General features: G+C 72.2%; 19 protein-coding genes. 12 read left to right on the top strand and 7 right to left on the bottom strand.

Annotated elements, in window-relative coordinates; translation table 11 throughout:
- Positions 1 to 703 precede the first annotated feature (703 nt).
- The 3 genes from ACZ4Z3_RS09630 to hutH all read left to right on the top strand — a co-directional run bounded on the left by ACZ4Z3_RS09630 (position 704) and on the right by hutH (position 4953).
- Positions 704 to 1531, top strand: a complete 828-nt coding sequence (locus ACZ4Z3_RS09630; RefSeq protein WP_055524409.1) for an enoyl-CoA hydratase/isomerase family protein — start codon at positions 704 to 706, stop codon at positions 1529 to 1531.
- A gap of 279 nt (positions 1532 to 1810) precedes the next feature.
- Entirely contained in the window at positions 1811 to 2980 is a 1170-nt protein-coding gene (locus ACZ4Z3_RS09635; RefSeq protein ID WP_468500451.1) for a GGDEF domain-containing protein, read from the top strand.
- A gap of 434 nt (positions 2981 to 3414) precedes the next feature.
- Entirely contained in the window at positions 3415 to 4953 is a 1539-nt protein-coding gene (gene hutH / locus ACZ4Z3_RS09640) for a histidine ammonia-lyase (protein WP_468500829.1), read from the top strand.
- Between the two features lie 96 nt (positions 4954 to 5049).
- Here the strand turns inward: hutH and ACZ4Z3_RS09645 are convergent, their stop codons facing one another.
- Positions 5050 to 5406, bottom strand: a complete 357-nt coding sequence (locus tag ACZ4Z3_RS09645; protein ID WP_468500452.1) for a hypothetical protein — start codon at positions 5404 to 5406, stop codon at positions 5050 to 5052.
- A 110-nt stretch (positions 5407 to 5516) separates the two neighbouring features.
- On the opposite strand from ACZ4Z3_RS09645, the gene ACZ4Z3_RS09650 reads away from it, so the two are divergent.
- From ACZ4Z3_RS09650 to ACZ4Z3_RS09670, 5 genes are all read left to right on the top strand, one after another.
- A complete protein-coding gene (locus ACZ4Z3_RS09650; RefSeq protein ID WP_468500453.1) occupies positions 5517 to 5861 on the top strand; it encodes a hypothetical protein in 345 nt (114 codons plus the stop codon).
- Positions 5862 to 6083: 222 nt separating this feature from the next.
- Positions 6084 to 7352, top strand: coding sequence for a L,D-transpeptidase (locus ACZ4Z3_RS09655; RefSeq protein ID WP_468500454.1), 1269 nt, complete (start codon positions 6084 to 6086; stop codon positions 7350 to 7352).
- A 201-nt stretch (positions 7353 to 7553) separates the two neighbouring features.
- Positions 7554 to 9050, top strand: coding sequence for an ABC transporter permease (locus tag ACZ4Z3_RS09660; protein ID WP_468500455.1), 1497 nt, complete (start codon positions 7554 to 7556; stop codon positions 9048 to 9050).
- A 65-nt stretch (positions 9051 to 9115) separates the two neighbouring features.
- Entirely contained in the window at positions 9116 to 9799 is a 684-nt protein-coding gene (locus ACZ4Z3_RS09665; RefSeq protein ID WP_468500456.1) for an ABC transporter ATP-binding protein, read from the top strand.
- Between the two features lie 260 nt (positions 9800 to 10059).
- Positions 10060 to 10845 carry a hypothetical protein gene (locus ACZ4Z3_RS09670; protein WP_468500457.1) on the top strand — a complete coding sequence of 262 codons (786 nt, stop codon included), beginning with the start codon at positions 10060 to 10062 and terminating at the stop codon, positions 10843 to 10845.
- A 108-nt stretch (positions 10846 to 10953) separates the two neighbouring features.
- Here ACZ4Z3_RS09670 and ACZ4Z3_RS09675 read toward each other — a convergent pair whose 3' ends face one another.
- Positions 10954 to 11880 carry a helix-turn-helix domain-containing protein gene (locus tag ACZ4Z3_RS09675; RefSeq protein ID WP_468500458.1) on the bottom strand — a complete coding sequence of 309 codons (927 nt, stop codon included), beginning with the start codon at positions 11878 to 11880 and terminating at the stop codon, positions 10954 to 10956.
- Between the two features lie 173 nt (positions 11881 to 12053).
- On the opposite strand from ACZ4Z3_RS09675, the gene ACZ4Z3_RS09680 reads away from it, so the two are divergent.
- Positions 12054 to 13097, top strand: a complete 1044-nt coding sequence (locus ACZ4Z3_RS09680; RefSeq protein WP_468500459.1) for an NAD(P)-dependent alcohol dehydrogenase — start codon at positions 12054 to 12056, stop codon at positions 13095 to 13097.
- Positions 13098 to 13382: 285 nt separating this feature from the next.
- Here ACZ4Z3_RS09680 and ACZ4Z3_RS09685 read toward each other — a convergent pair whose 3' ends face one another.
- Positions 13383 to 14204, bottom strand: a complete 822-nt coding sequence (locus ACZ4Z3_RS09685; protein ID WP_468500460.1) for a hypothetical protein — start codon at positions 14202 to 14204, stop codon at positions 13383 to 13385.
- Between the two features lie 215 nt (positions 14205 to 14419).
- On the opposite strand from ACZ4Z3_RS09685, the gene ACZ4Z3_RS09690 reads away from it, so the two are divergent.
- The 3 genes from ACZ4Z3_RS09690 to ACZ4Z3_RS09700 all read left to right on the top strand — a co-directional run bounded on the left by ACZ4Z3_RS09690 (position 14420) and on the right by ACZ4Z3_RS09700 (position 16260).
- Positions 14420 to 15256, top strand: coding sequence for an MBL fold metallo-hydrolase (locus ACZ4Z3_RS09690; RefSeq protein WP_468500461.1), 837 nt, complete (start codon positions 14420 to 14422; stop codon positions 15254 to 15256).
- 92 nt (positions 15257 to 15348) lie between these two features.
- Complete coding sequence (locus tag ACZ4Z3_RS09695) at positions 15349 to 15633, top strand: hypothetical protein (protein ID WP_468500462.1); 285 nt, start codon at positions 15349 to 15351, stop codon at positions 15631 to 15633.
- A 171-nt stretch (positions 15634 to 15804) separates the two neighbouring features.
- On the top strand, positions 15805 to 16260 hold the full coding sequence (locus ACZ4Z3_RS09700; protein ID WP_468500463.1) for a DUF5707 domain-containing protein: 456 nt from the start codon (positions 15805 to 15807) through the stop codon (positions 16258 to 16260).
- Positions 16261 to 16281: 21 nt separating this feature from the next.
- On the opposite strand, the gene msrA is transcribed toward ACZ4Z3_RS09700, so the two are convergent.
- From msrA to ACZ4Z3_RS09720, 4 genes are all read right to left on the bottom strand, one after another.
- Positions 16282 to 16959 carry a peptide-methionine (S)-S-oxide reductase MsrA gene (msrA, locus tag ACZ4Z3_RS09705; RefSeq protein ID WP_468500464.1) on the bottom strand — a complete coding sequence of 226 codons (678 nt, stop codon included), beginning with the start codon at positions 16957 to 16959 and terminating at the stop codon, positions 16282 to 16284.
- A 90-nt stretch (positions 16960 to 17049) separates the two neighbouring features.
- Complete coding sequence (locus ACZ4Z3_RS09710) at positions 17050 to 18144, bottom strand: hypothetical protein (RefSeq protein WP_468500465.1); 1095 nt, start codon at positions 18142 to 18144, stop codon at positions 17050 to 17052.
- Positions 18141 to 19784, bottom strand: coding sequence for a M48 family metalloprotease (locus ACZ4Z3_RS09715; protein ID WP_468500466.1), 1644 nt, complete (start codon positions 19782 to 19784; stop codon positions 18141 to 18143). The genes ACZ4Z3_RS09710 and ACZ4Z3_RS09715 overlap by 4 nt, the downstream gene beginning before the upstream one ends.
- 206 nt (positions 19785 to 19990) lie before the next feature.
- Complete coding sequence (locus ACZ4Z3_RS09720) at positions 19991 to 21109, bottom strand: hypothetical protein (protein ID WP_468500467.1); 1119 nt, start codon at positions 21107 to 21109, stop codon at positions 19991 to 19993.
- Between the last annotated feature and the right edge of the window lie 407 nt (positions 21110 to 21516).

Consider the following 21516-nt stretch of genomic DNA (forward strand, 5'->3'; position numbering starts at 1 on the left):
GGGACGCGGCCGCCGGTGCCGCCCACGGGGCCGCCCGGCGAGGACGACAGGCGCCTGCTGATCGTCGTACGCGTCCGCCGCAGGGACCGCGCTCGACGATCCGGACGCGGCCGACGGAGTCCAGGGCGCCGAGGCACCTCGAATCGTCCCTGACGGGGGTCCTAGCGGCGACGGCGAGCCTGGCGAGGCCTGCGTCGCGGGTGAGCCGGTCGCGGCCCGGGCCCCGGGGGGTCGCCGGTCAGCCTCGGGCGTCGTGGGCCCGCGCCACGTGCTGGTGCTCGCCTGGGGCGAGGGTGCCGGCGGCTGCGGCTGGGATGAGGGCGGGGCTTTCCGGGGCTGTGCCGTCGCGGAGGCGGGTGGTCGCGGCGTCGGCGGCTGGGGTGCCGTCGGTGGGGTGTTCGGGCGTGCCCCACCTGTGGGTGTCGTCGGCCTGGTCACCGTGTTCGTCGTCATGGTCCGTCCTCCCTCCGCGCCCGAGCCCCCCGGTGCGCCTGGCGGAGCGCAGGCTATGCGGCGAAGTGGGCGATGGAGCCCGTCAAGGACCGGATGTCACTCGAACGGGGAAACGGGCCGACGCGTTGTCGCGCGCGGTTGCCGAACGCGTCGCCGCCGGGGGCCCGCGCCGTGACCGGGGTGTTGCGGGACGGGCCGGGCTGCGATGATCGGAGTGACGGTAGTTAACCCGCGTTAACCGGAGGGTGTCATGGGTGTCGGTGTCGATGTCGCAGAGGGGCCGGGCGGCGAGCGGCGGTACGGCGAGTTCGTGGTCGTGCGGCGGCACGCGTACGTCGCCGAACTAGCCCTCGACCGGCCGAAGGCCATGAACGCCGTCTCCACCGACATGGCCCGCTCCATCGCCGCCGCGTGCGACGCGCTGGCCGCCGACCGGGACGTACGGGTGGTCGTGGTGACCTCGACGCACGAGCGGGCGTTCTGCGTGGGTGCCGACCTGAAGGAGCGGAACTCCTTCAGTGACGCGGAGTTGGTGCGGCAGCGGCCCGTCGCGCGCGCGGCGTACACCGGTGTGCTGGAGCTGCCGATGCCGACCGTCGCCGCGGTGCACGGCTTCGCGCTGGGCGGCGGGTTCGAACTGGCGCTGTCCTGCGACGTGATCGTGGCCGACCGTACGGCGGTGGTGGGGCTGCCGGAGGTGTCGGTGGGGGTGATTCCGGGCGGCGGCGGTACGCAGCTGCTGCCGCGTCGGGTGGGGGCCGCGCGGGCCGCCGAGCTGATCTTCACCGCGCGACGCCTGGAGGCCGCGGAGGCGCGGGAGTTGGGTCTGGTCGACGAACTGGTCGCGGAGGGGCAGGACCGTACGGAGGCGTTGGCGCTGGCCGCGCGGATGGCCGCCAACTCGCCCGTGGGGCTGCGGGCCGCGAAGCGGGCGCTGCGGCTGGGCCACGGGCTCGATCTGCGGGCGGGGCTGGACGTCGAGGACGCGGCGTGGCGTTCGGTGGCGTTCTCGGGCGACCGGGCGGAGGGCGTGGCCGCCTTCAACGAGAAGCGCAAGCCGGAGTGGCCGGGGGAGTGAGCCGCGGGCTCCGCCGGGGGCGTACGCGGAGGGTCCGAGGGTCGGTGGTGGTCGCGCCGTCCCCTCCGGCCCTGAGAGACAGGGGCCGCGCCCCGCGCTCGGCGTGGGTGACCGAGACGGGCGGGCTCGGGTCGCACCTCTGTTCGCCCTGGTGATCGGGGCGGGTGTGGGCAGGCCGTACCTCTCTTTGCCCGGTGGTCGGGGCGGACGGGGTCGGGCCGTACCCCTGTTCGCCTCGCCAACGTCTCAAAGCGGCGCAAAGCTCCCTAGCCTGGAGTCGTGGGTGAGGACAGACGGCTGAGGGCCGTGGTGGCGTTGGCGCGGGGCATGGCCGCCGCGCACACGCCGCAGGAGTCGTGGCGGGCGGCCGCGGACGGGGCGTGCCGGGCCCTGTCCGGCAGTTTCGCCGCGCTGTCCGTGTGGGAGCGGGAGCGCGGGCTGCTGCGGGTGCTCGTGAACGTGGGCAACCGGGCGGCGGACGAGGAGGAGTTCCCGGAGGACGAGACGTACCCCGTGCACCAGTTCCCGGAGATCGCGGAGTTCCTGCACGAGCGGTGGCTGGAGGGTGGTGAGCCCAACGCCTGGGTGGAGACGGCGGCCGGGCCGGTCGCGGACCGGCGCCGGGGCGGCTACTGCCATCAGCGGGTGGCGGCGCTGCGCCGGCGCGGCCGGGGCTGTTGCGTGGTGGCGCCGGTCGTGCTGAACGGCCGGGCGTGGGGCGAGCTGTATGTGGCCCGGCCCGCCGGAGAGCCCGTCTTCCACGGTGACGACGCCGCGTTCGCGACGGTCCTCGCCTCGGTCGTGGCGGCGGGGATCGCGCAGTCGGAACGGCTGGAGGAGGCCCGGCGGCTCGCCTTCACCGACCCCCTCACCGGCCTCGGCAACCGGCGCGCGGTCGATCTGCGGCTGGACGAGGCGATGGAGGCGCACCGGCGCGACGGCACCGTGATCAGCCTGGTGGTCTGCGACCTCAACGGGCTGAAGAAGGTCAACGACTCCTTCGGGCACGCCGTGGGCGACCAGGTGCTGGAGCGGTTCGGCTCGGTGCTCTCGCGCTGCGCGGCGGAGCTGCCGCACGTCCTGGCCGCGCGGCTCGGCGGCGACGAGTTCTGTCTACTCGCGGTGGGGCCCTCGGCGGACGAGGTGGTGCGGGTGGCCGGTGACCTGTGCGCGCGGGCGCGGGACTTGGAGCCCGGTGGCGGCGTGGCCTGCGGGGTCGCCTCCACGGGGGACCCGATCGGGCCGCTGCGCTCGGCGCGGCGGCTGTTCCGGCTCGCGGACGCCGCGCAGTACCGGGCCAAGGCCGCCGGTTCCCTGGAGCCGGTCGTCGCGGGCCGGGAGGGCGACGACGGCGAGGACCCGGTCGTCCGGCTCGCCGACCGGCCGCCCGCGCCCGCCGACCCGGCACACCCCGGGGACCGGCGCCGCATTCGAGGGCGCCGGCCCTAGGGCGGGCCGCGCGCCTGGTCGAGGTCGCGCGCGGCCCTGGGACGCCTACGGACGCCGGGGGTGTGGCCGGGGCCGTAGGGGCCCCACGGCCGACAGGGGGGAGTGGTGGCCGTGGGGACCTGAGGTCGTTTGAGGCGTCGACCCGTCATGTGCGCGCACGGGGGAGGCGACGTGCACGTGAGGCGTCAACGCATCAGGTGTCATGACCGTAACCCCCCGCCCTGCCGGATACGTCTGTTACCTGCGAGTTTCTAATCGTTCTTTGATCGAATTCCCATAACACTCTGATCGTTCTCTGATCTACGCGAATTGCTTCGTCCGAGAATGTCGCGGATCGTGTCGTGGGTCGTCGGTCCGGTAAGGAGTCCACCCGGCCTCCGCTCGTGACATTCGGCGATTCAGTCCCTACGATCCTGAATATGGATATGCACTCTGTGGACACGGTGGTCCTCGGGACGTCCGGTGTCACCGCCGCCGACGTCCTCGCCGTGGCGCGCGCCGGCAGCCGGGTCGAGCTCTCCGAGGAGGCGCTGGCGGCCCTCGCCGCGGCCCGCGGGATCGTGGACGCGCTGGCGGCCAAACCGGAACCCGTCTACGGGGTCTCCACCGGCTTCGGTGCCCTCGCGACCCGGCACATCAGCCCGGAGCTGCGCGCCCAGCTCCAGCGCAACATCGTCCGCTCGCACGCGGCCGGCATGGGCCCGAGGGTGGAGCGCGAGGTCGTCCGCGCGCTGATGTTCCTGCGGCTGAAGACGGTCTGCTCCGGCCGCACCGGTGTGCGCCCCGAGGTCGCGCGGACCATGGCCGACGTCCTCAACGCCGGGATCACCCCCGTCGTGCACGAGTACGGCTCCCTCGGCTGCTCCGGCGACCTCGCCCCGCTGTCGCACTGCGCGCTCACCCTCATGGGCGAGGGCGACGCCGAGGGCCCCGACGGCGTCGTACGGCCGGCCGCCGAGCTGCTCGCCGCGCACGGCATCACCCCCGTCGAACTGCGCGAGAAGGAGGGGCTCGCCCTCCTCAACGGCACCGACGGCATGCTCGGCATGCTCGTCATGGCGCTCGCCGACCTGGAGACGCTGTACAAGTCGGCCGACGTCACCGCCGCGATCTCCCTGGAGGCGCTGCTCGGCACCGACAAGGTCCTCGCCCCCGAGCTGCACGCCATCCGCCCGCACCCCGGACAGGGCGCCTCCGCTGCCAACATGCTCGCCGTACTGCGGGGTTCGGGGCTCACCGGGCACCACCAGGACGACGCGCCGCGCGTGCAGGACGCGTACTCGGTGCGCTGCGCCCCGCAGGTCGCCGGCGCCGGACGGGACACCCTCGCCCACGCGCGGCTCGTCGCCGAGCGGGAGCTGGCGTCCGCCGTCGACAACCCCGTGGTCCTGCCGGACGGGCGGGTCGAGTCCAACGGCAACTTCCACGGCGCCCCGGTCGCGTACGTCCTGGACTTCCTCGCCATCGCGGTCGCGGACCTGGCCTCGATCGCCGAGCGGCGCACCGACCGGCTGCTCGACAAGAACCGCTCGCACGGGCTGCCGCCGTTCCTCGCGGACGACGCCGGTGTCGACTCGGGCCTCATGATCGCCCAGTACACGCAGGCGGCACTGGTCAGCGAGCTGAAGCGGCTCGCCGTCCCGGCCTCGGCGGACTCGATCCCGTCCTCCGCGATGCAGGAGGACCACGTCTCCATGGGGTGGTCGGCCGCCCGCAAGCTGCGCACCGCCGTCGACAACCTCACCCGGGTGCTCGCCGTCGAGCTCTACGCCGGGACGCGCGGCGTGGAGCTGCGCGACGGCCTCACGCCCGCGCCGGCCACCCGGGCGGTCATCGAGGCCGTACGGAAGTTCGGAGTCGAGGGCCCCGGGCCGGATCGTTTCCTCGCCCCCGACCTGGCGCTCGCCGACACGTTCGTCCGCGAGGGCCGGCTGGTCGCGGCCGCCGAGTCGGTCACCGGCCCGCTGGCCTGACCTCTGCCCCTGGGGCCAGCGCCCGACCGGGACGCGCAGGGGGGCACCGCCCACGTGGCGGTGCCCCCCTGCGTACGCGTGTCAGTGCCGGGCGCGTCAGTACGCCTCCAGGCGGCCCTGGCGCACCGAGAACGCCACGAAGCCCGCGCCGAGGCCCAGGAAGAGGGTGCCGCCGACGATGTACGGCGTGGTGTTGGGGCTGCCCGTGTCGGCGAGTTGGGTGGTGCGGCCCGCCGACTCCCCGTCCTCGGCCGATCCGGAGACGGTCGTCCCGTCGGAGTCGGTCGTCCCGTCGGAATCGGTCGTGGTCGTCGTCTCCTGCCGTATGTCCGGCGCCTCCTGGGTCGCGTTGGCCGACGGCACGAACCACAGGGCAGCCAGAAGGGTCCCCGCGGCGGTGGCGGTCAGCAGCGATCGGCGGGCGGTGGACGACGCGCGACGTGCGACGGACACGGAATATCGATCCCCTTGTGACGCTGGCGAATTGGCCGTGGACAGCGATGCTAATGAAAGTCGCGGGTCGCGGGAAAGTCGCGGGACGTGTGAGCCGTACGCTCCGAGGCATGACTACAGATGAGACATCACAGTTTGTCCGTCTTCGCGTGGAATTGGTGGTGGAGGTCGAGAACGTCGAGGCCGTCACCGGCGCCGCGTTGCGACGGATCGCCGGCGATCCTGATATGCCGGGCGACGAACGGGTACACGCCGAGAGCGCGGTGACGGAGGACACAGCGGAGGCGCTCGCCTATCTGATCGACCCGTTCGACCTGGTCGGTGAGGTGCCGGGCGTCGAACTCGCGCAGGCCTCCTGGAGCAGTGAGGGCATCGACTACGACCCCGATTCGCCGGAATGGGGCCTCGACGAGGATGATGACGGCGAGGACGACGAGGAAGTCGGACGCGGCTGAGGCGCCTTGGGGGAGAACATGACCCCGGGCGGCGACCGCCGCCCGGGGTTCTCCCGTCCCGAGGGGCGCACTGGTCACTCGCGCACCACCGCCGGGGTCGCTGGCGACCCGGACCAGGCGGAGTGGCGTATCCCACACAACGGCGCCAAGCGGAACGGCTCGGTGCCGTAATGGCGTTTCAGTGCTTACGGGGATTCTCGGCTCTTGGGGATTTCGGCAACGATGGAGAAGCGTGTGATGACGAACAGTAAGCGGCGCAAGGGCCTGACGGTCGCGTCCGCACTGCTCGGCGGGGTGCTGGTGCTCTCTGCGTGCAGCGGGGGCGACGGCGACAACGCCTCCGGCGGCGACGGCGGGGACTCCTCGCAGTCCAAGGTCGACGAGGCGGCGGCCAAGAAGACCTCCGAGGCCGACATCAAGATCACCCCGAAGGACGGCTCGAACAACGCCTCCATCAACAACTCCGCCAAGGTCACCGTGAGCAAGGGCGAGCTCACCAAGGTGACGATGACCACCACGGACGGCGCCGCCGTCCAGGGTGAGATATCCGCCGACAAGAAGAGCTGGGCGCCGAGCGTGCAGCTGGAGCGGTCCACCAACTACAAGATCACCGCAACCGCCGAGGACTCCGAGGGCCGCGAGGCCCACGAGAACGCGGCGTTCACCACGGTCTCGCCCGCCAACAGCTTCATCGGCAACTTCACGCCCGAGGACGGCTCCACCGTCGGCGTCGGCATGCCGGTCTCGATCAACTTCGACAAGGCGATCACAGACAAGGCCGCCGTCCAGAAGGGCATCACCGTCTCCTCCAGCTCCGGCCAGGAGGTCGTCGGGCACTGGTTCAACGCGAACCGCCTCGACTTCCGGCCCGAGGACTACTGGAAGGAGGGCTCCACCGTCACGCTGAAGCTCGCGCTCGACGGCGTCGAGGGCGCCGACGGCGTCTACGGCGTCCAGCAGAAGACGGTCACCTTCAAGATCGGCCGCAACCAGGTCTCGGTCGTCGACGCCAAGACCAAGCAGATGAAGGTCATGCAGGACGGCAAGGTCGTCAAGACCATACCGATCTCCGCCGGCTCGCCCGAGAACAAGACGTACGAGGGCCAGATGGTGATCTCCGAGAAGTTCAAGGAGACCCGGATGAACGGCGCGACGGTCGGCTTCACCGACGACGACGGCAAGGGCGAGTACGACATCAAGGACGTGCCGCACGCCATGCGTCTGACGACGTCCGGCACCTTCCTCCACGGCAACTACTGGGGCGCCGACTCCATCTTCGGCAACGTCAACACCAGCCACGGCTGCGTCGGTCTGAACGACACCAAGGGCGCCAACGACCCCAACACCGAGGCCGCCTGGTTCTACAACAACTCCATCGTCGGTGACGTGGTCGTCGTCAAGAACACCGGCGACAAGACGGTCGCCCCGGACAACGGCCTCAACGGCTGGAACCTGAGCTGGGCCGACTGGAAGGCGGGCTCGGCGGCCTGACCCGCCGGCCGAGCGGTGCCGCGCCGAACACCGGACGCGGCACCGACCCTCTTCCGGCCTCCTGACATCGAAGCCGCCCTCAGGGGCGGCTTCGGCGTCCTACGGGGGCAGGTTCGGCGCTTCCCGGCCGGGTTCGGCGTTCTCATCCCGCTCTTACGAGGGGCTTATCCCGTCATCACGTGGCCTCCCTAGCTTTCGGCCATGTTTCTCACCTACCTGAGGCGCGAACTGCGCCGCCGCAGAAGGGCGGCGCTCGTCGTCGCCTCCGGGCTCGCCCTCGGCATCGCGCTGGTGATCGTGGTCAGCTCCGTGTCGTCCGGCATGGAGAAGGCCCAGGGCAAGGTGCTCGCCTCCCTCTACGGCCTGGGGACGGACATGACCGTCACCAAGGCCGCCGCCGCTCCCGGCGAGAACGGTGCCGAACGCCCCCGCTTCGAGTTCGACGCACGGGACGAGGACTCCGACGAGGAGCAGAGCAGCGACCTCGTCCGCGTCCAGGGCTTCCAGACCCTGAAGAGTTCCACCGTCACCGAGGTCGCCGAGCAGCAGGGCGTCGCGGAGGCCGTCGGCGGCCTCAGCCTCCAGGTCATCAAGGTCGACGGGCAGTTCCGGCGCGGCCGGTTCCAGCAGGACGAGAGCGCGGGCGGCCGGCAGCAGGGCGGTCCCGGACAGAACGGTGGGAGTGCCGGGCAGCCGCAGGGGCGCGTCGAGGGCGGCGGCGCCGAGTTCGACGTCGACAACTACTCCGTCTACGGCACCGACGTCACCGAACCGGACCTCGGCCCCCTCACCTCCTCGAAGATCACCGGCGGACGTACGTTCACGACCTCCGAGAGCGACGCGCGGGTCGTCGTCGCCGACGCCTCCTACGCCCGCGAGAAGGAGCTGGAGGTCGGTGACAGCGTCACCATCGACGCCACGAAGTACAAGGTCATCGGCATCGCCACCCCCGACAGCGGGGACGCCGCGGCCGACCTCTACATGCCGCTGAAGCAGGCCCAGACGCTCGGCGACTCCCAGGGCGAGGTCACCACGATCTACGTCAAGGCGAGCGACTCCCAGCGGATCGGCTCCGTCAAGTCGGCCATCCAGAAGAACATCTCGGGGACCACGGTCACCACCTCCGCCGATCTCGCCGACACCGTGTCCGGGTCGCTGTCCACCGCCTCCGACCTCGCTTCGAACGTCGGCAGGTGGTTCTCCGCCGCCGTGCTCGCCGCCGCGTTCCTGGTGGCCGGGCTGCTCACCTCCTCGGCGGTCTCGCGCCGGGTGCGGGAGTTCGGGACGCTCAAGGCGCTCGGCTGGAGGTCGGGGCGGGTGACCCGGCAGGTCGTCGGCGAGGCCATGGTCAACGGCCTCGCCGGCGGGGCGCTCGGCATCGCGCTGGGCCTCGCGGGTGCGTACACCGTCACGGCGATCAGCCCGACGCTTCAGGCGGAGGTCGGTGCGGCCGGACGCGGGTTCGGCGGCGCGGGCGGCGGACCCGGCGCGGGGGGCTTCCCGGGCGCCGGTGGTGCGGGCGGCGGACGCCAGGCGGCGTCGAACGCGCTCGACGTCGCGCTCACCGCGCCCGTCAGCCTCTCCACGGTCGCCCTCGCGGTGGGCCTCGCCGTCACCGGCGGACTGATCGCGGGCGCGTTCGGCGGCTGGCGCGCCTCCCGGCTGCGCCCCGCCGACGCCCTGCGGCGGGTGGAGTAGCCGGCCGCCGTCCCCGACCCGAGCGGCACGTCGGCCGCGTCCTCACACCATCCAGGAGTTGCACCATGTACGTACTCACCGGCGTGACCAAGCGCTACACCCGGGGCAAGGACACCGTCCACGCGCTCGACGGAGTCGACCTCACCATCGCGGACGGGGACCGTCTCGTCATCCAAGGGCCCACCGGGGGCGGGAAGTCCACGCTGCTCCAGATGCTCGGCGGGCTCGACAGGCCGTCGGGCGGGAGCGTCGAACTCGACGGCACCGATCTGGCCGGGCTGTCGGAGGCCAGGCTCACCCGGGTGCGCAGCGAGAGCATCGGGTTCGTGTTCCAGAGCTTCAATCTGATCCCGACGCTGAGCGCGCAGGAGAACGTGGAGACGGCGCTCGTGCCGCTCGGTGTGAAGGCGGGGGAGCGGCGGCGACGCGCCGCCGAGGCGCTGGAGTCGGTGGGGCTGGGGGAGCGGCTCGGGCATCTTCCGGCGGAACTCTCGGGCGGTCAGCAGCAGCGGGTCGCGATCGCCCGCGCGCTGGTGAAGCGGCCCAAGGTGCTGCTGGCCGACGAACCCACCGGCAACCTCGACGAGTCGACGCGCGACGAGATCATGGAGGTGCTGGAGGCCCTGTGGAAGGAGCACGGACTCACCTTCGTCATGGTCACGCACGACTCGACGCTGGCGAGGAAGGCCCCCCGGGTCGCGACGATCCGCAAGGGGCGCATCACCGTGAAGGAGAACGCCGGGGCGTGAGACCGCCCTAGGTATGGGGCGCGTGGGAGCGGAGACCGGGGCGCGTGCGGTTGCGGGCGTCTCCGGTTTCGCCGCTTTGCGCCAGTCGCGCGGTATGTGACGCGAGTTGACGCCCGGTCATACTGCGAAGGCCGGGGGGAATTGACGCGTCACCCCGGGCAAGACGGGCGCGGTCGGCGCCTGGGCCTGGCTCCCCGGCAGCCCCGGCTCGCCCGCCCTCGCCGTCCCGGGGGCCGCTGCCCGGCACCCGCACGCTGTACGTGTCCGCCACGGACCAGGTGAAGTGGAGCTTCGACTTCGAGCAGTACGGCGCGGAGGACGAACAGGGCTTCCCGCTGCTGGACGCGTACTACACGACCGGCGACAGCAGGCCCGTCACGGCGGGCCGCACCTACACCCACACGTTCAACGTCGGGGTCTTCGGCCCGAGGATCAGCCGGTCCTTCGGCATCCGTCGCGACGGGAACCAGCTGTACGGCCTGCTGCCGATGGTCGCCGACGGCGCCGGGCACGCCGGGGCGTCCTTCTACAAGAAGGTCACCACGACCCTCCACCGCGACGGGGAGAAGATCGCCTCCGGCGAGGACCCGCTGGACGGCTCCGCCCGCTTCACGGTCCCCTCCGCGCCCGCCACCTACCGACTGACGACCAGCGTCACCCGAGACCCGGCGCTGGCCAGGGCCTCCTCACGGGTCGACGCGAGCTGGACCTTCCGGTCCGCGAGGACCACGAGCGACAGGGGACTGCCGGTCTCCACGGTCCGCTTCGGCGGCGCGTACCTGGGCCTCGACAGCACGGCCCCGGCCGGCACGAGGATCGGCGTCCCCGTCGCCGTCCAGGGCGCGGCCGCCGACGGGAACCGGGAGTCGCTCACCGTGTACGTGTCGCGCGGCGGCGAGAAGTGGACCAAGGCCGCGGTGAAGAACGGCAAGGTCACCGTCGTGACACCGGGGGTGGGCAAGAGCGTGTCGCTCCGCGCCGAGGTGATCGACGAGGACGGGAACCGGTCGACGGTGACGATCCACGACGCGTACGTCGGCGCGTGAGACGCGGGCGCGGATCACGGAGCAGGACACGGCTGAGGGCGACGGCCCGCCGGGAGGCGCCCTCCTCCGGCGGGCCGTTCCGCACCGCCCGGCCGCGCGGGCGGACCCTCACGGCGTCGCCGTCCGGGCGCGGGTGGCGTCCGTGCCCCAGCTGGCCAGCAGGCGCAGGGCCTCCGCGGACTGGGAGCCCGGCTCGGCGTGATAGGTGACCAGGGTCTGCTCGTGGTCGTCGGGGAGCGGGAACGACTCGAAGGACAGCGTCAGATCACCGACCAGCGGGTGCCGCATGCGCTTCACCCCGTGACTCTTCTCCTTCACGTCGTGCGTGGCCCACAGCCGCCGGAACTCCTCGCTCTTCACCGACAACTCGCCGACCAGCGCCGACAGCCGGGGATCGTCCGGGTGACAGCCCGCGTCCATCCGCAGATAGCTGACGACGTCGGCGGCCTTCTGATCCCAGTCGATGTACAGGTCCCGGTACTCGGGCCGCAGGAACACCATCCGCGCCCAGTTCCGCTCCTGCGCGGGCAGCTCCGACCAGTCCCCGAACACCGCCGCCGCCATCCGGTTCCAGACGAGGATGTCCGAGCGCCGTCCGGTGATGTACGCGGGGATGCCGTCCAGGGAGTCGATCAGCTGCCGCAGGGCGCCCCTGACCTGCTGCGGACGGGCCGACGGCTTCTTCTTGTGGGCCTTCGGCTTGGCGAGGTGCGTCAGATGGTTGTGCTCGGCGTCGCTCAGCCGGAGGGCACGCGCGATGGCGTCGAGGACCTCCGCCGACACATTGCGGCCGTTGCCCTGCTCCAGCCGCGTGTAGTACGCCACGGACACGCCCGCCAGCTGCGCCAGCTCCTCCCGCCGCAGCCCGGGCACCCGCCGGTGCCGGCCGAACTCCGGCAGCCCGACGTCCTCCGGCTTCAGGCGGGCCCGTCGCGTCCGCAGGAACTCACTGAGCTCGGCACGCCGGTCGAGGGGGGCTCCGGTCGGGCCGCCGGGCGGCTGCCGGTCCTGTGCGGCTTCGGGCTGTGCGTCCATACGTCAAGTATTCACGGTCGTACGCCCAGCAGCCTGACCCCGCCAGTGGTAGGACCAGCGGACGTACGCAGAACCGTGACCTGGGTGAACGCGGTGACCTCGGGCAGGCTGACAACCGTGCCCGGCCGGAAGGCAGGCCGGGCACGGGAACGACGGCTAGGAGAACCCTCGGCATGTCCACCACTGTCGCCGCCTACGCGGCCCCCTCCGCCAAGGCTCCGCTGGAGCGCACGACGATCGAGCGCCGCGAGGTCGGTGAGTTCGACGTCCTGATCGACATCAAGTTCGCCGGTATCTGCCACTCCGACATCCACCAGGCCCGGGAGGGCTGGGGCGAGGCGATCTTCCCGATGGTGCCGGGTCACGAGATCGCCGGTGTCGTCGAGGCCGTCGGCCCCGGCGTCACGAAGTTCGCCGTCGGCGACCGCGTGGGCGTCGGCTGCATGGTCGACTCCTGCCGCGAGTGCGAGAACTGCGAGGCCGGGCTGGAGCAGTACTGCCTCAAGGGCAACGTCGGCACGTACAACGCCCTCGACAAGAACGGTGAGCCCACCTACGGCGGCTACTCGGAGAAGATCGTCGTCGACGAGGCGTTCACCGTACGCATCCCCGAGGGCATCGCCCTCGACGAGGCCGCGCCACTGCTGTGCGCGGGCATCACCACGTACTCCCCGCTCAAGCACTGGAACGCCGGCCCCGGCAAGAAGGTCGCCGTCGTCGGTCTGGGCGGCCTCGGCCACATGGGCGTCAAGCTCGCGCACGCGCTCGGCGCGGAGGTGACCGTCCTGTCCCAGTCGCTGCGCAAGCAGGAGGACGGGCTGAAGCTGGGCGCCGACCACTACTACGCGACCAGCGACCCGGCGACCTTCGAGGAACTGCGGGGCTCGTTCGACCTGATCCTGTCGACGGTCTCGGCGCCGCTGAACCTGGACGCGTACCTGTCGCTGCTGAAGACCGACGGCGCGTTCGTGAACGTGGGCGCCCCCGAGGAGCCGGTCGCCCTCAACCTGTTCTCGGTGATCGCCGGCCGCAAGACCCTCGCCGGGTCGGGTATCGGCGGCATCCGCGAGACCCAGGAGATGCTCGACTTCTGCGCCGAGCACGGCCTGGGCGCCGAGATCGAACTGATCCGCGCGGACCAGATCAACGAGGCGTACGAAAGGGTCCTGGCCAGCGACGTCCGCTACCGCTTCGTGATTGACGCGGCGACGATCTGATCCGGGACCGGGGCCGGCTTCGGTCTGGGCTGGGGGTCGGCTTCGGGGCCAGGGTGCGGGTGTGGTGCGGTGTGGTGCGGGTGCGTGGGGCTGGTCGCGCAGTTCCCGCGCCCCTGGAAGGACGGCCCCGCAGGCCGGTCCTTCCCCGCGCCGCCCCGCGCCGCGGGTGAAGGAGCCGCAGGCTTCCTTCAGGGGCGCGGGGAACTGCGCGACCAGCCCCCACCCCCCGCACCCGCCACTCGACCCGCCACGGCCCCACCCCCGGCGACGCTGGAACAGGCGGCGCTAGAACACCCCCACCCGGCTCACCCCCACCTCGCCGACCCGCAGCAGCTCCTCGTGGCTGATCGTGAAGTCCCCGTTGCGCATGGGCCCGCCGAAGTGGCGGCCCACGACCGTGTCCGGCAGACAGCTCCGCAGCGCGTGCCGCATCGCGGGGTCGTGGTCGACGGGCGAACCCCAGCCGTCCGGCGCCTCGTCCGTGCCGAGGATCACCCAGTGGTCCGTGTCCACCAGCGCGTCCGGATCGGGCACGCCCCCGGTGTGGCAGTCGAGCGCGGGCAGGATCAGCACATCGGGGTCGTGCGGCGGGTACCACATGAGCAGCGGCTTGGCCTGCGCGGCCTCCGCGTTGTCGAAGCAGCACACGGCGATCGCGTGCGCGGGACAGCGTTCGGCGTAGAACGCGAACAACTCCGGGTTGAGCGCGGGCCGCCGGTGCTCCGGCACCTCGGCGAGCGCCGCCGGCACGGCACGCGGGTCACGGGCCAGGACCACCGTGTACACGTCGTGCTCGAACACCTCCACGCCCGGCTCCCGAGCCGCTCCCATCCAGGCGATCGAGTCGTCGACCAGGCCCACGGAGACCGGCCGTACCGCGTCCACCATCCGTTCCAGCACGTCGGAAGCGCGCCCCACGGACAGGAAGTTGCGTCGGCTCATCTGCCGCGCCGGCAGGTGCAGCAGCATGGCGTTGGGGCCGTCGGCGAGGTTCGCCGCCGTGTTCTGGTAGCCGAGGACGTGGATCAGTCCGTGCTCGGGGTGGTGCAGCCGCCCGCAGTACAGGGTGGTGCCGGTGAACTCGGCCGGGGCCAGGGAGACACACATGCCGGCAAGCTATCGGCCGCCCGCCCCGCAGTACCCCGCCGGGTCCCGGTGCAGGTGCTGCGTCCGTGGCGTCGCCTCGTCGTTCTCCCGCGCGGGTGCGGTCACGGCAGCGGATGCGCCCGCGCTCGCACGGCCGGACGATGGAGGCGGGAGCAACAGCGGAGGCATGCGGTCGCGACGATCACCCGCCGGGGGGTTTCCGAGGTGTGAGTGACATGCCCCTTCAAAAGGTCCGCCCGGGTACCGTGCACCGGCTGCGCCCGGACATCAGCGTTCTCGCCGACAGCCTGGAGGTGCCGGGCATCGGGTACATCCCGGTGAACGCGTTCGTACTGCTCGGCGCCGAACCCGTGGTCGTGGACACCGGGTTGGGGCTGCCCGACCGGAACTTCGTCGAGGCCCTCAGCGCCGTGCTGGACCCGGCAGACGTCCGCTGGATCTGGCTCACCCACCCCGACCGCGACCACACCGGCGGGATCTTCGACCTGTTGGCGGCGGCCCCGAAGGCGCGGGTCGTGACGACGTTCATCGGCGCCGGGATCCTGTCCTGCGAGCACCCGCTGCCCCTCGACCGGGCCTACCTCGTGAACCCCGGCGAGACGCTCGACATCGGCGACCGCACCCTCACCGGGTTCCGTCCGCCGCTGTTCGACAACCCCGCCACCGTCGGCTTCTTCGACGACCACTCCGGTGTCTGCTTCAGCTCCGACTGCTTCGGCGCCCCGCTGCCGACCGCCGACCTCGCCCAGGCCGACGACGTCCGCGATGTCGCGGTCGAGGAACTGCGCACCGCTCAGCTCCTCTGGGCGACGGTCGACAGTCCCTGGGTCCAGACGGTCGACGTGGAGAAGTACCTCAGGACCTTCGACTCGCTGAAGGACCGCAAGCCCGACCTGGTCCTCTCGACGCATCTGCCCCCGGCCGCCGGCATCACGGGCACCATGCTGGACACGCTCGCCACCGCCCCGTCCGCGCCGCCCTTCGTCGGCCCGGACCAGGCGGCCCTGGAACAGATGCTGGCGAGCTTCCAGCCGGACGGGGGCGGCCCCTGAAACCGGTGGCTCACGGGATCCAGGGCCGACGGCCGCCGGGGCACGGCGTCTCGTTCGAAGGACGAACCCACAACGCGGTGAGGAGCGTGGAGATGTACGCGGCAGTGCGGCGGTACGAAGGGGTGACCGATCCGGCCGAGGCGGCACGTCTCGTGAAGGAGGGGTTCGTGCCGCTCATGCGCCAAGTCCCCGGCTTCGTGGCCTACTACTTCGTCGACGCCGGGGAGGGAGTGATGGTCTCGACCAGCGTCTTCCAGGACCGGGCCGGCGCCGAGGAATCGATCTCCAGGGCCGCGGATTTCGTGCGGGACAACCTCGCGTCGCTGCTTCCCGACCCGCCTGCGGTCATGGCCGGCGAAGTGGTGGCCTCCGACTGACGCCCGCCCGTCATGCCTGCGCTGCCATGCGCCCCGTGGGGGACAACACGGGCCTACTCAGCATGAGTTGAGTAGGTGCGCTCATGTTCGGCGGACCTCTGTGCGGCGAGTATCGGTGCAGCGGCGCGGTCGAGAAGCGCCGACCCGATACATGACCTTACGGAGATCCCCATGTCCCGACGTACTGCTCTGTCCGTGGTCGCCGGTCTCGTCGTCCTCGGTGGCGCCGGTGCCCTCACCCTTGCCTACGCCGGGGACCAGCCGCTGAAGCTGGCGCACAGCACTGCCCGCTACACCGCTCCCGCCGGCGACCGTGACGGCTCGCTCACCTTCGACACCGACGTCACGCCGGCCTCCTCCGGTGTGAAGAGCGTGAAGGTGCTGGCGTGGCCGCAGGACTCGTCCTTCGCCGAGGACGAGCTGACCGCCAAGGACATGGCCGGAGCGGAGTCGGCCGTCTGCAAGCCCGCGGGGAAGGACACCGTGCACTGCACGTACAGCGTCAAGGTCACCCGCTCCGACGCGAAGTCCTCCCCGCGCGGCACCTGGCACGTCGCCGTCCTGGCCACCGCCAAGGACGGCACCACGACCCTGGACAGGGAGGCGGCGGACTTCACCGTCCGGTGACCCCCGCCGCCGGGTACGGGGTTACTCCCCCGTGCCCCCCGGCGCGGGAGCGACGCCGATCGGGCAGGACACCCCGGTGCCGCCGATGCCGCAGTAGCCCGCCGGGTTCTTGTCCAGGTACTGCTGGTGGTAGCCCTCGGCGGGGTAGAACGTCCGGCCCTCCGCCGGGAGGATCTCCGTGGTGATCGTGCCGTATCCGGAGCCGGTGAGGACCTTCTGGTACGCCTCGCGGGACGCGGTGGCGGCCTTCTCCTGGGCCGGGGTGTGGGTGTAGACGGCGGAGCGGTACTGCGTGCCGACGTCGTTGCCCTGGCGGAAGCCCTGGGTCGGGTCGTGGGACTCCCAGAAGACCTGGAGGAGCCGCTCGTACGAGATGAGGGACGGGTCGTACACGACGCGGACGGCCTCGGTGTGGCCGGTGAGGCCCGAGCACACCTCCTCGTAGGTGGGGTTCTCGGTGAAGCCGCCCTGGTAGCCGACGAGCGTGGTCCACACGCCCGCGGGGAGCTGCCAGAACTTGCGCTCCGCGCCCCAGAAGCAGCCGAGGCCGAAGTCGGCGATCTCCAGGTGCTCGGGGTAGGGGCCGAGGAGCGGGGTGCCGAGCACGGTGTGCCGGTCGGGCACGGTGAACGGCAGCTCGGCGCGGCCCGGCAGAGCCTGCTCGGGGGTGGGCAGCTGGGGCGTGCGGCCGAAGAGCATCGTGACTCCTAGGAACGTGCGGGAACGAGCGGGCGGTACCTGGACAACGCTCCGGGTACCGCCCGAATTCCGGTCGCCGAGGTGGCGCTGTCAGCCGGCGCTCTCCGCCGCCACCGCCTGCGCCGAGGCGTTGCGGATCCGGCAGTAGAACGCCGCCATCTCCTCCTCGCTGCCCCGGTAGCGCCACGGCAGCGCGTCGACGTGGCCGTCGACCAGCCTGAACTGTTCGAGCGCGGCGGCGTCGCGGTTCTGGAGGGCGAGGTAGTACGCGAGGAGGTGGCGCAGCTCCGGCAGGCGCGGGTGGGTCTGGTCGGCCGCGGCGGCGTCGGCGAGACCCGCGTCGACCCGGCCGATCATCCTGGGCGTGCGGTCCACCTCGCTGTCGTCTGACTGGTCGTGCTCGAAGTGGGCGATCAGCGGAAGCACCGTGAGCAGGCTGCCCAGCGGCGCGTTCGCCGCCGCCCGCTCGGCGAAGTCCGTCGCCAGCTTCTCCGAGCCGCGCCACTTCGCGCACCAGTACTGGAGCGCCATGTAGTGCGCCTCGTAGTGGTGCGGGGCGCGGGCGGTGATCTCGCTCCAGAGCCGGTCCATCTCGGCGTGCGGGTAGCCGAGCCCGAGGGCGACGGTGATCTCCGTGACGTACGGCGTGGGGTCGTCGGGGTTCAGCGCGGCGGCCCGAGCGATCTCCTCGCGGGAACGTTCCAGCAACCGGTGGAAGCCCGCGAACTGCTCACCGGTCGTGTACTGGGCGCGCTTGGCGCCCCGCATCTGCCCGGCCAGGATCACCGTGCTGCGGGCGCGGACGACGGCCGCGTCCGGGTCGTCGGGCCGGTCGGCCTCCCAGGCGAGCAGCCACTCGTCGTCGTCGGCGGCGATCCCGCCCAGCAGGCCCGTCGCCCAGGAGCGGCGGTCCCAGTCCCGGCCGATGTCGTGCAGCAGCTTGGCGGCGGCCTTCCAGTCGCCGCCGCGCACGGCGGCGAGCGTCGCGTCGACGTCCGCCGGCAGCGGACCGGCGTACTGGGTGTTCTGCCGTTCGGCGGGGAGCAGGCCCAGCGCCTCGGCGGCGTCCGGGTCGGCGTCGCCGCTGGGGCGGAAGAACTCCTTGAGGAACACCCCGGCCAGCCAGAGACCGATCAGGAGGGTGGGCACGGCCAGGACGGCCAGTATCCACAGCAGTACGGTCATCGCGGGGCGTCCGTTTCTCGTGCGGCGGGGCCTTGGGGAGCGGAGGGCAGCAGCGCGCGCAGCGGCCCGGTGTCCGGGTGGTCGGCGACCGCCGCCTCGATCGCCGCGCCGAGGTCGGCCTCGGAGCCGTCCGGCGCGGGCGGCAGGTGCACCGTGGCCGCGTCCGCCCAGGAGAACTCCCAGCGCAGCCGGGAGTGGGCGCTCAGCTCGGCGAGCACCATGGTCTGCAGCCCGTCCGCCAGGGCGGGCCGGACGAACTCGCGGAAGGCCCGCCCCTTCGCCTCCGCCGCCTGGTCGGACACCGGCAGCCGCCGGGCCAGCTGCCACAGCTGACCGTCGTCGATCACCTTCAGCAGCCCCCGCAGGGACGGGTGCTCCTTGGTGTACATGGCGAGTGCCCGGTGCAGGGCGGTGTCCGCGCTGACGAAGTTCGCGGCCATCGAACCGTCGAGCAGTTCCTGCCAGTCGGCGGCGCGGGCGAACCGCAGCACGTCGTCGGTGAGGACCGCGTCCTCCAGTTCCGCCAGCGTCCGCTCCGGGTCCGTGAGCAGCGTCAGCGCGGCGCCCCTCGCCTCGTCGGCACGGCCGTCGGCGGGCAGCGCCTCGATCCGCGCGACACGGTCGGCGATCGGCGGGTGCGAGTCGTACGGCGACGACGGCTCGCTCGGCAGGTCGGTGCGCAGACCGACGAGTTCGAGCTGGCGGGCGGTCAGCATCCGGCCGAACCCGCCGAAGAACTCACCGCGCGGCGGCAGCAGCCGGGCCTCGGAGCCGAGCGTGGCGTAGCTGTTCATGTAGAACCCGAACGCGGCGGACAGCGCCGGTATCTCGCGCAGCGCCGAGGCGGTGGCGTCGCGTCCGGCGATCCGGGCGGCCGCGGCGTCGGCGGCGTACTCCTGTCGGCGCGAACCGGCGAGGGTGGCCCGGAAGTAGAGGTGGGCGTAGCCGACGTAGATCCGCGCCATCAGCCGGTACGTGAAACCCGAGTGGCGGGTGTCGATCTCCTTGGTCTTCTTGCCCTTGGCCGCGGCCTTGGCGTTCTTCTTCTCCTGCCGGGCCTGCTCGCGTCCGGCGGTCTTGTCGGCCCGCTCCTCGAAGGTGTCGATGGTGCGCAGCACCTGGGCCCGGCCGCGCGCGGTGATGGCGGCGAGGCGGGTGTCGGAGTTCGAGTAGTGGCCCAGCTCGTGGGCGAGGACCGCGCGCAGTTGCGCCTCGGTCAGGCCCTGCAGCAGCGGTACGCCGAGGTAGAGGCGGCGCGGGCCGGGCAGCAGGCCGAGCAGCCGGGCGTCCTCGCTGACGGCGGCGTTGACGTCGGGCGTCAGCAGGATGCGCGTCGGGGCGCGGGTGCCGACCTGGTCGGCGAGCTCCCGCACGGTGCGCCACAGCGCGGGCTCGTCGGCGTCGGTCACCGCGAGACCGGGCCGCTCCTCGCCCTTCGGGGTCCGCAGCATGAACAGGCCGCGGATCAGCGGCAGGGCCAGGAGTACGGAGACCACGTACAGCTTGAGCGCCACGCCGGACGGCGCGTGCAGGTACAGCAGATAGTCGGCGCCGGCGAGCGCCGCGAGCAGGATGACGCCGAGCAGATAGAAGCCAGCGAGCAACACGAGAGCGCGCACTGCGCGCAAGGTTGCGCCCATCGGGCAGTTTCCCCCCACGGTGTGATCGCGAACGATCACAAAATCAACTAAATCGGTCGGCCTGGGACGTGTCCATGACCAAGAGGTGAGGGGGCGGAGTATTTCTCACGGGGTGTGAGGGTGGCAAGGCCTTACTGGACGGGCCCTCGGGGTGGGCCGGGCGGCGTCCGCGGGGGCGCTGCCGGGCCCGGCCCCGGCCCCGGGCGTCAGTGCAGCAGCGTCGCCGGGCTGCCGCCGTTCGCCTCGTAGCCCGCGACCGCCAGGGCCCGGTATATCGCGTAGTCCGAGGCGGGGTCGGAGGCGAGCGTCCAGGGGAGGGCGCCCACATGGCCGTCGACGTGTACGAGCTGGTTCATGGCTTCGGACCAGCGCTCGGCACGGACCAGGAAGAAGATCAGCAGATGGCGCACATGCGCCAGCATCGGGTCGTCGGGCCGCGCCGAGTGCACCGCGTACAGCGCGCCGTGCATCGCCTTGGTGACGACCTCGCTCTCGTAGAAGCCCTGCACCACGATCACCTCGGGCAGGTGCTCGAAGACCGCGAACAGTGGCATCGCCGCCAGCAGCGACCCCTGCGGCGCGCGCGCCGCGGCCGCCTCGGCGAACGCGTACGCCTGCTCGCGCGAGCCGTGCCACTTCTCGCACCAGTAGTGCAGCGCCGCCAGGTGCGCGCCCATGTGCGCCGGCGCGCGGTCCAGGATTCTCAGCCAGAGCTGCTCGAACTCCTCGCGGGAGTAGCCGAGTCCCCGCGCGACCGACAGCTCGATGATGTACGGGATCGGGTCGCCCGGGGCGAGCAGCGCCGCGTCGCCGCACGCCGACCTCGCCTCCTCCATGATGATCCGGAACTCGTCCGTGCCCGGCGTCGCCGTCCGCCACGCCTGCTGCACCAGGAACTCGGCGTGCACCGCGGCGCCGCCCGCGTCCTTGGGGGCCTCGGTCCGCCACACGCGCAGCCACTGCCCGCCCGGCGTGTCGCTCACCCCGCCCGGCCGCTGCGCCAGCTCCAGCGAGGCGGCGCCCGCGAACGCCTGCACCCGCTGCCAGCGCACCTCGCCGTCCGCCTCGGTCCCGGCCAGCAGCTGCTGCGCCGCCCGGTAGTCCTGGGTGCGCTGCACCACGTCCAGCACGTCCAGCAGATCCTGGTCGGGGCCGGGCATCCGGACGTCCAGCAGCTCCTGCCGGACGAACCCGTAGTTCGCCGGATCGGCCGCGTCCGGGTGCCCCGCGTGCACCTGCTGAATACCGGCCCGCCTGCGCGCCACGATCGGCCATACCACCATGCCGATCATGAGCAGCGCGATCAGCCCCCAGAGAATCTCCATACGCCAAGGGTTCCAGACACCACCGACAAATGGCGAACGAGGGCGGGGGCGCCCCCGCAACCGCGGGGCTGCCGACCGAAGCCGCCGGGCGCCCAGCCCGAGTCGCGGGGTGCCGGCCAGAGCCGGGGGGCCGCGGGGTGCCGGCCGGAGCCGCCGGGCGGCCGCCCGAGTCGGAGGGGTGCAAACCAGAGCTTCGGGGTGCTGGCCGGAACCCCAGGGTCCCAGGCCGGAGCTTCGGGGGCGTCCCCCGGTGCCGCAGGGCGTCCGCCGTAGTCACAGGGGTACTGGCCGAGCCGCCGGGCGGCCGCCGAAGGCGGGGGGGCTGGCCAGAGCCGCCAGGCGGCCGCCCGAGTCGCGGGGTGCCGGCCAGAGCCGCAGGGCCCCAGCTGCGGTTGCCCGTCCGAGTC

This window comes from Streptomyces sp. NPDC030296, assembly GCF_055572815.1.

Bases quoted from the DNA above. Each gene is read 5' to 3' on its own strand.
- ACZ4Z3_RS09655 (WP_468500454.1), top strand. From the start codon at position 6,084: ATGGAGAAGCGTGTGATGACGAACAGTAAGCGGCGCAAGGGCCTGACG.
- ACZ4Z3_RS09690 (WP_468500461.1), top strand. From the start codon at position 14,420: ATGCCCCTTCAAAAGGTCCGCCCGGGTACCGTGCACCGGCTGCGCCCG.
- ACZ4Z3_RS09675 (WP_468500458.1), bottom strand. From the start codon at position 11,880: ATGGACGCACAGCCCGAAGCCGCACAGGACCGGCAGCCGCCCGGCGGC.
- ACZ4Z3_RS09685 (WP_468500460.1), bottom strand. From the start codon at position 14,204: ATGTGTGTCTCCCTGGCCCCGGCCGAGTTCACCGGCACCACCCTGTAC.
- ACZ4Z3_RS09630 (WP_055524409.1), top strand. From the start codon at position 704: ATGGGTGTCGGTGTCGATGTCGCAGAGGGGCCGGGCGGCGAGCGGCGG.
- ACZ4Z3_RS09715 (WP_468500466.1), bottom strand. From the start codon at position 19,784: ATGGGCGCAACCTTGCGCGCAGTGCGCGCTCTCGTGTTGCTCGCTGGC.
- ACZ4Z3_RS09700 (WP_468500463.1), top strand. From the start codon at position 15,805: ATGTCCCGACGTACTGCTCTGTCCGTGGTCGCCGGTCTCGTCGTCCTC.
- ACZ4Z3_RS09665 (WP_468500456.1), top strand. From the start codon at position 9,116: ATGTACGTACTCACCGGCGTGACCAAGCGCTACACCCGGGGCAAGGAC.
- ACZ4Z3_RS09695 (WP_468500462.1), top strand. From the start codon at position 15,349: ATGTACGCGGCAGTGCGGCGGTACGAAGGGGTGACCGATCCGGCCGAG.
- ACZ4Z3_RS09680 (WP_468500459.1), top strand. From the start codon at position 12,054: ATGTCCACCACTGTCGCCGCCTACGCGGCCCCCTCCGCCAAGGCTCCG.
- msrA (WP_468500464.1), bottom strand. From the start codon at position 16,959: ATGCTCTTCGGCCGCACGCCCCAGCTGCCCACCCCCGAGCAGGCTCTG.
- ACZ4Z3_RS09720 (WP_468500467.1), bottom strand. From the start codon at position 21,109: ATGGAGATTCTCTGGGGGCTGATCGCGCTGCTCATGATCGGCATGGTG.
- ACZ4Z3_RS09650 (WP_468500453.1), top strand. From the start codon at position 5,517: ATGACTACAGATGAGACATCACAGTTTGTCCGTCTTCGCGTGGAATTG.
- ACZ4Z3_RS09710 (WP_468500465.1), bottom strand. From the start codon at position 18,144: ATGACCGTACTGCTGTGGATACTGGCCGTCCTGGCCGTGCCCACCCTC.
- ACZ4Z3_RS09660 (WP_468500455.1), top strand. From the start codon at position 7,554: ATGTTTCTCACCTACCTGAGGCGCGAACTGCGCCGCCGCAGAAGGGCG.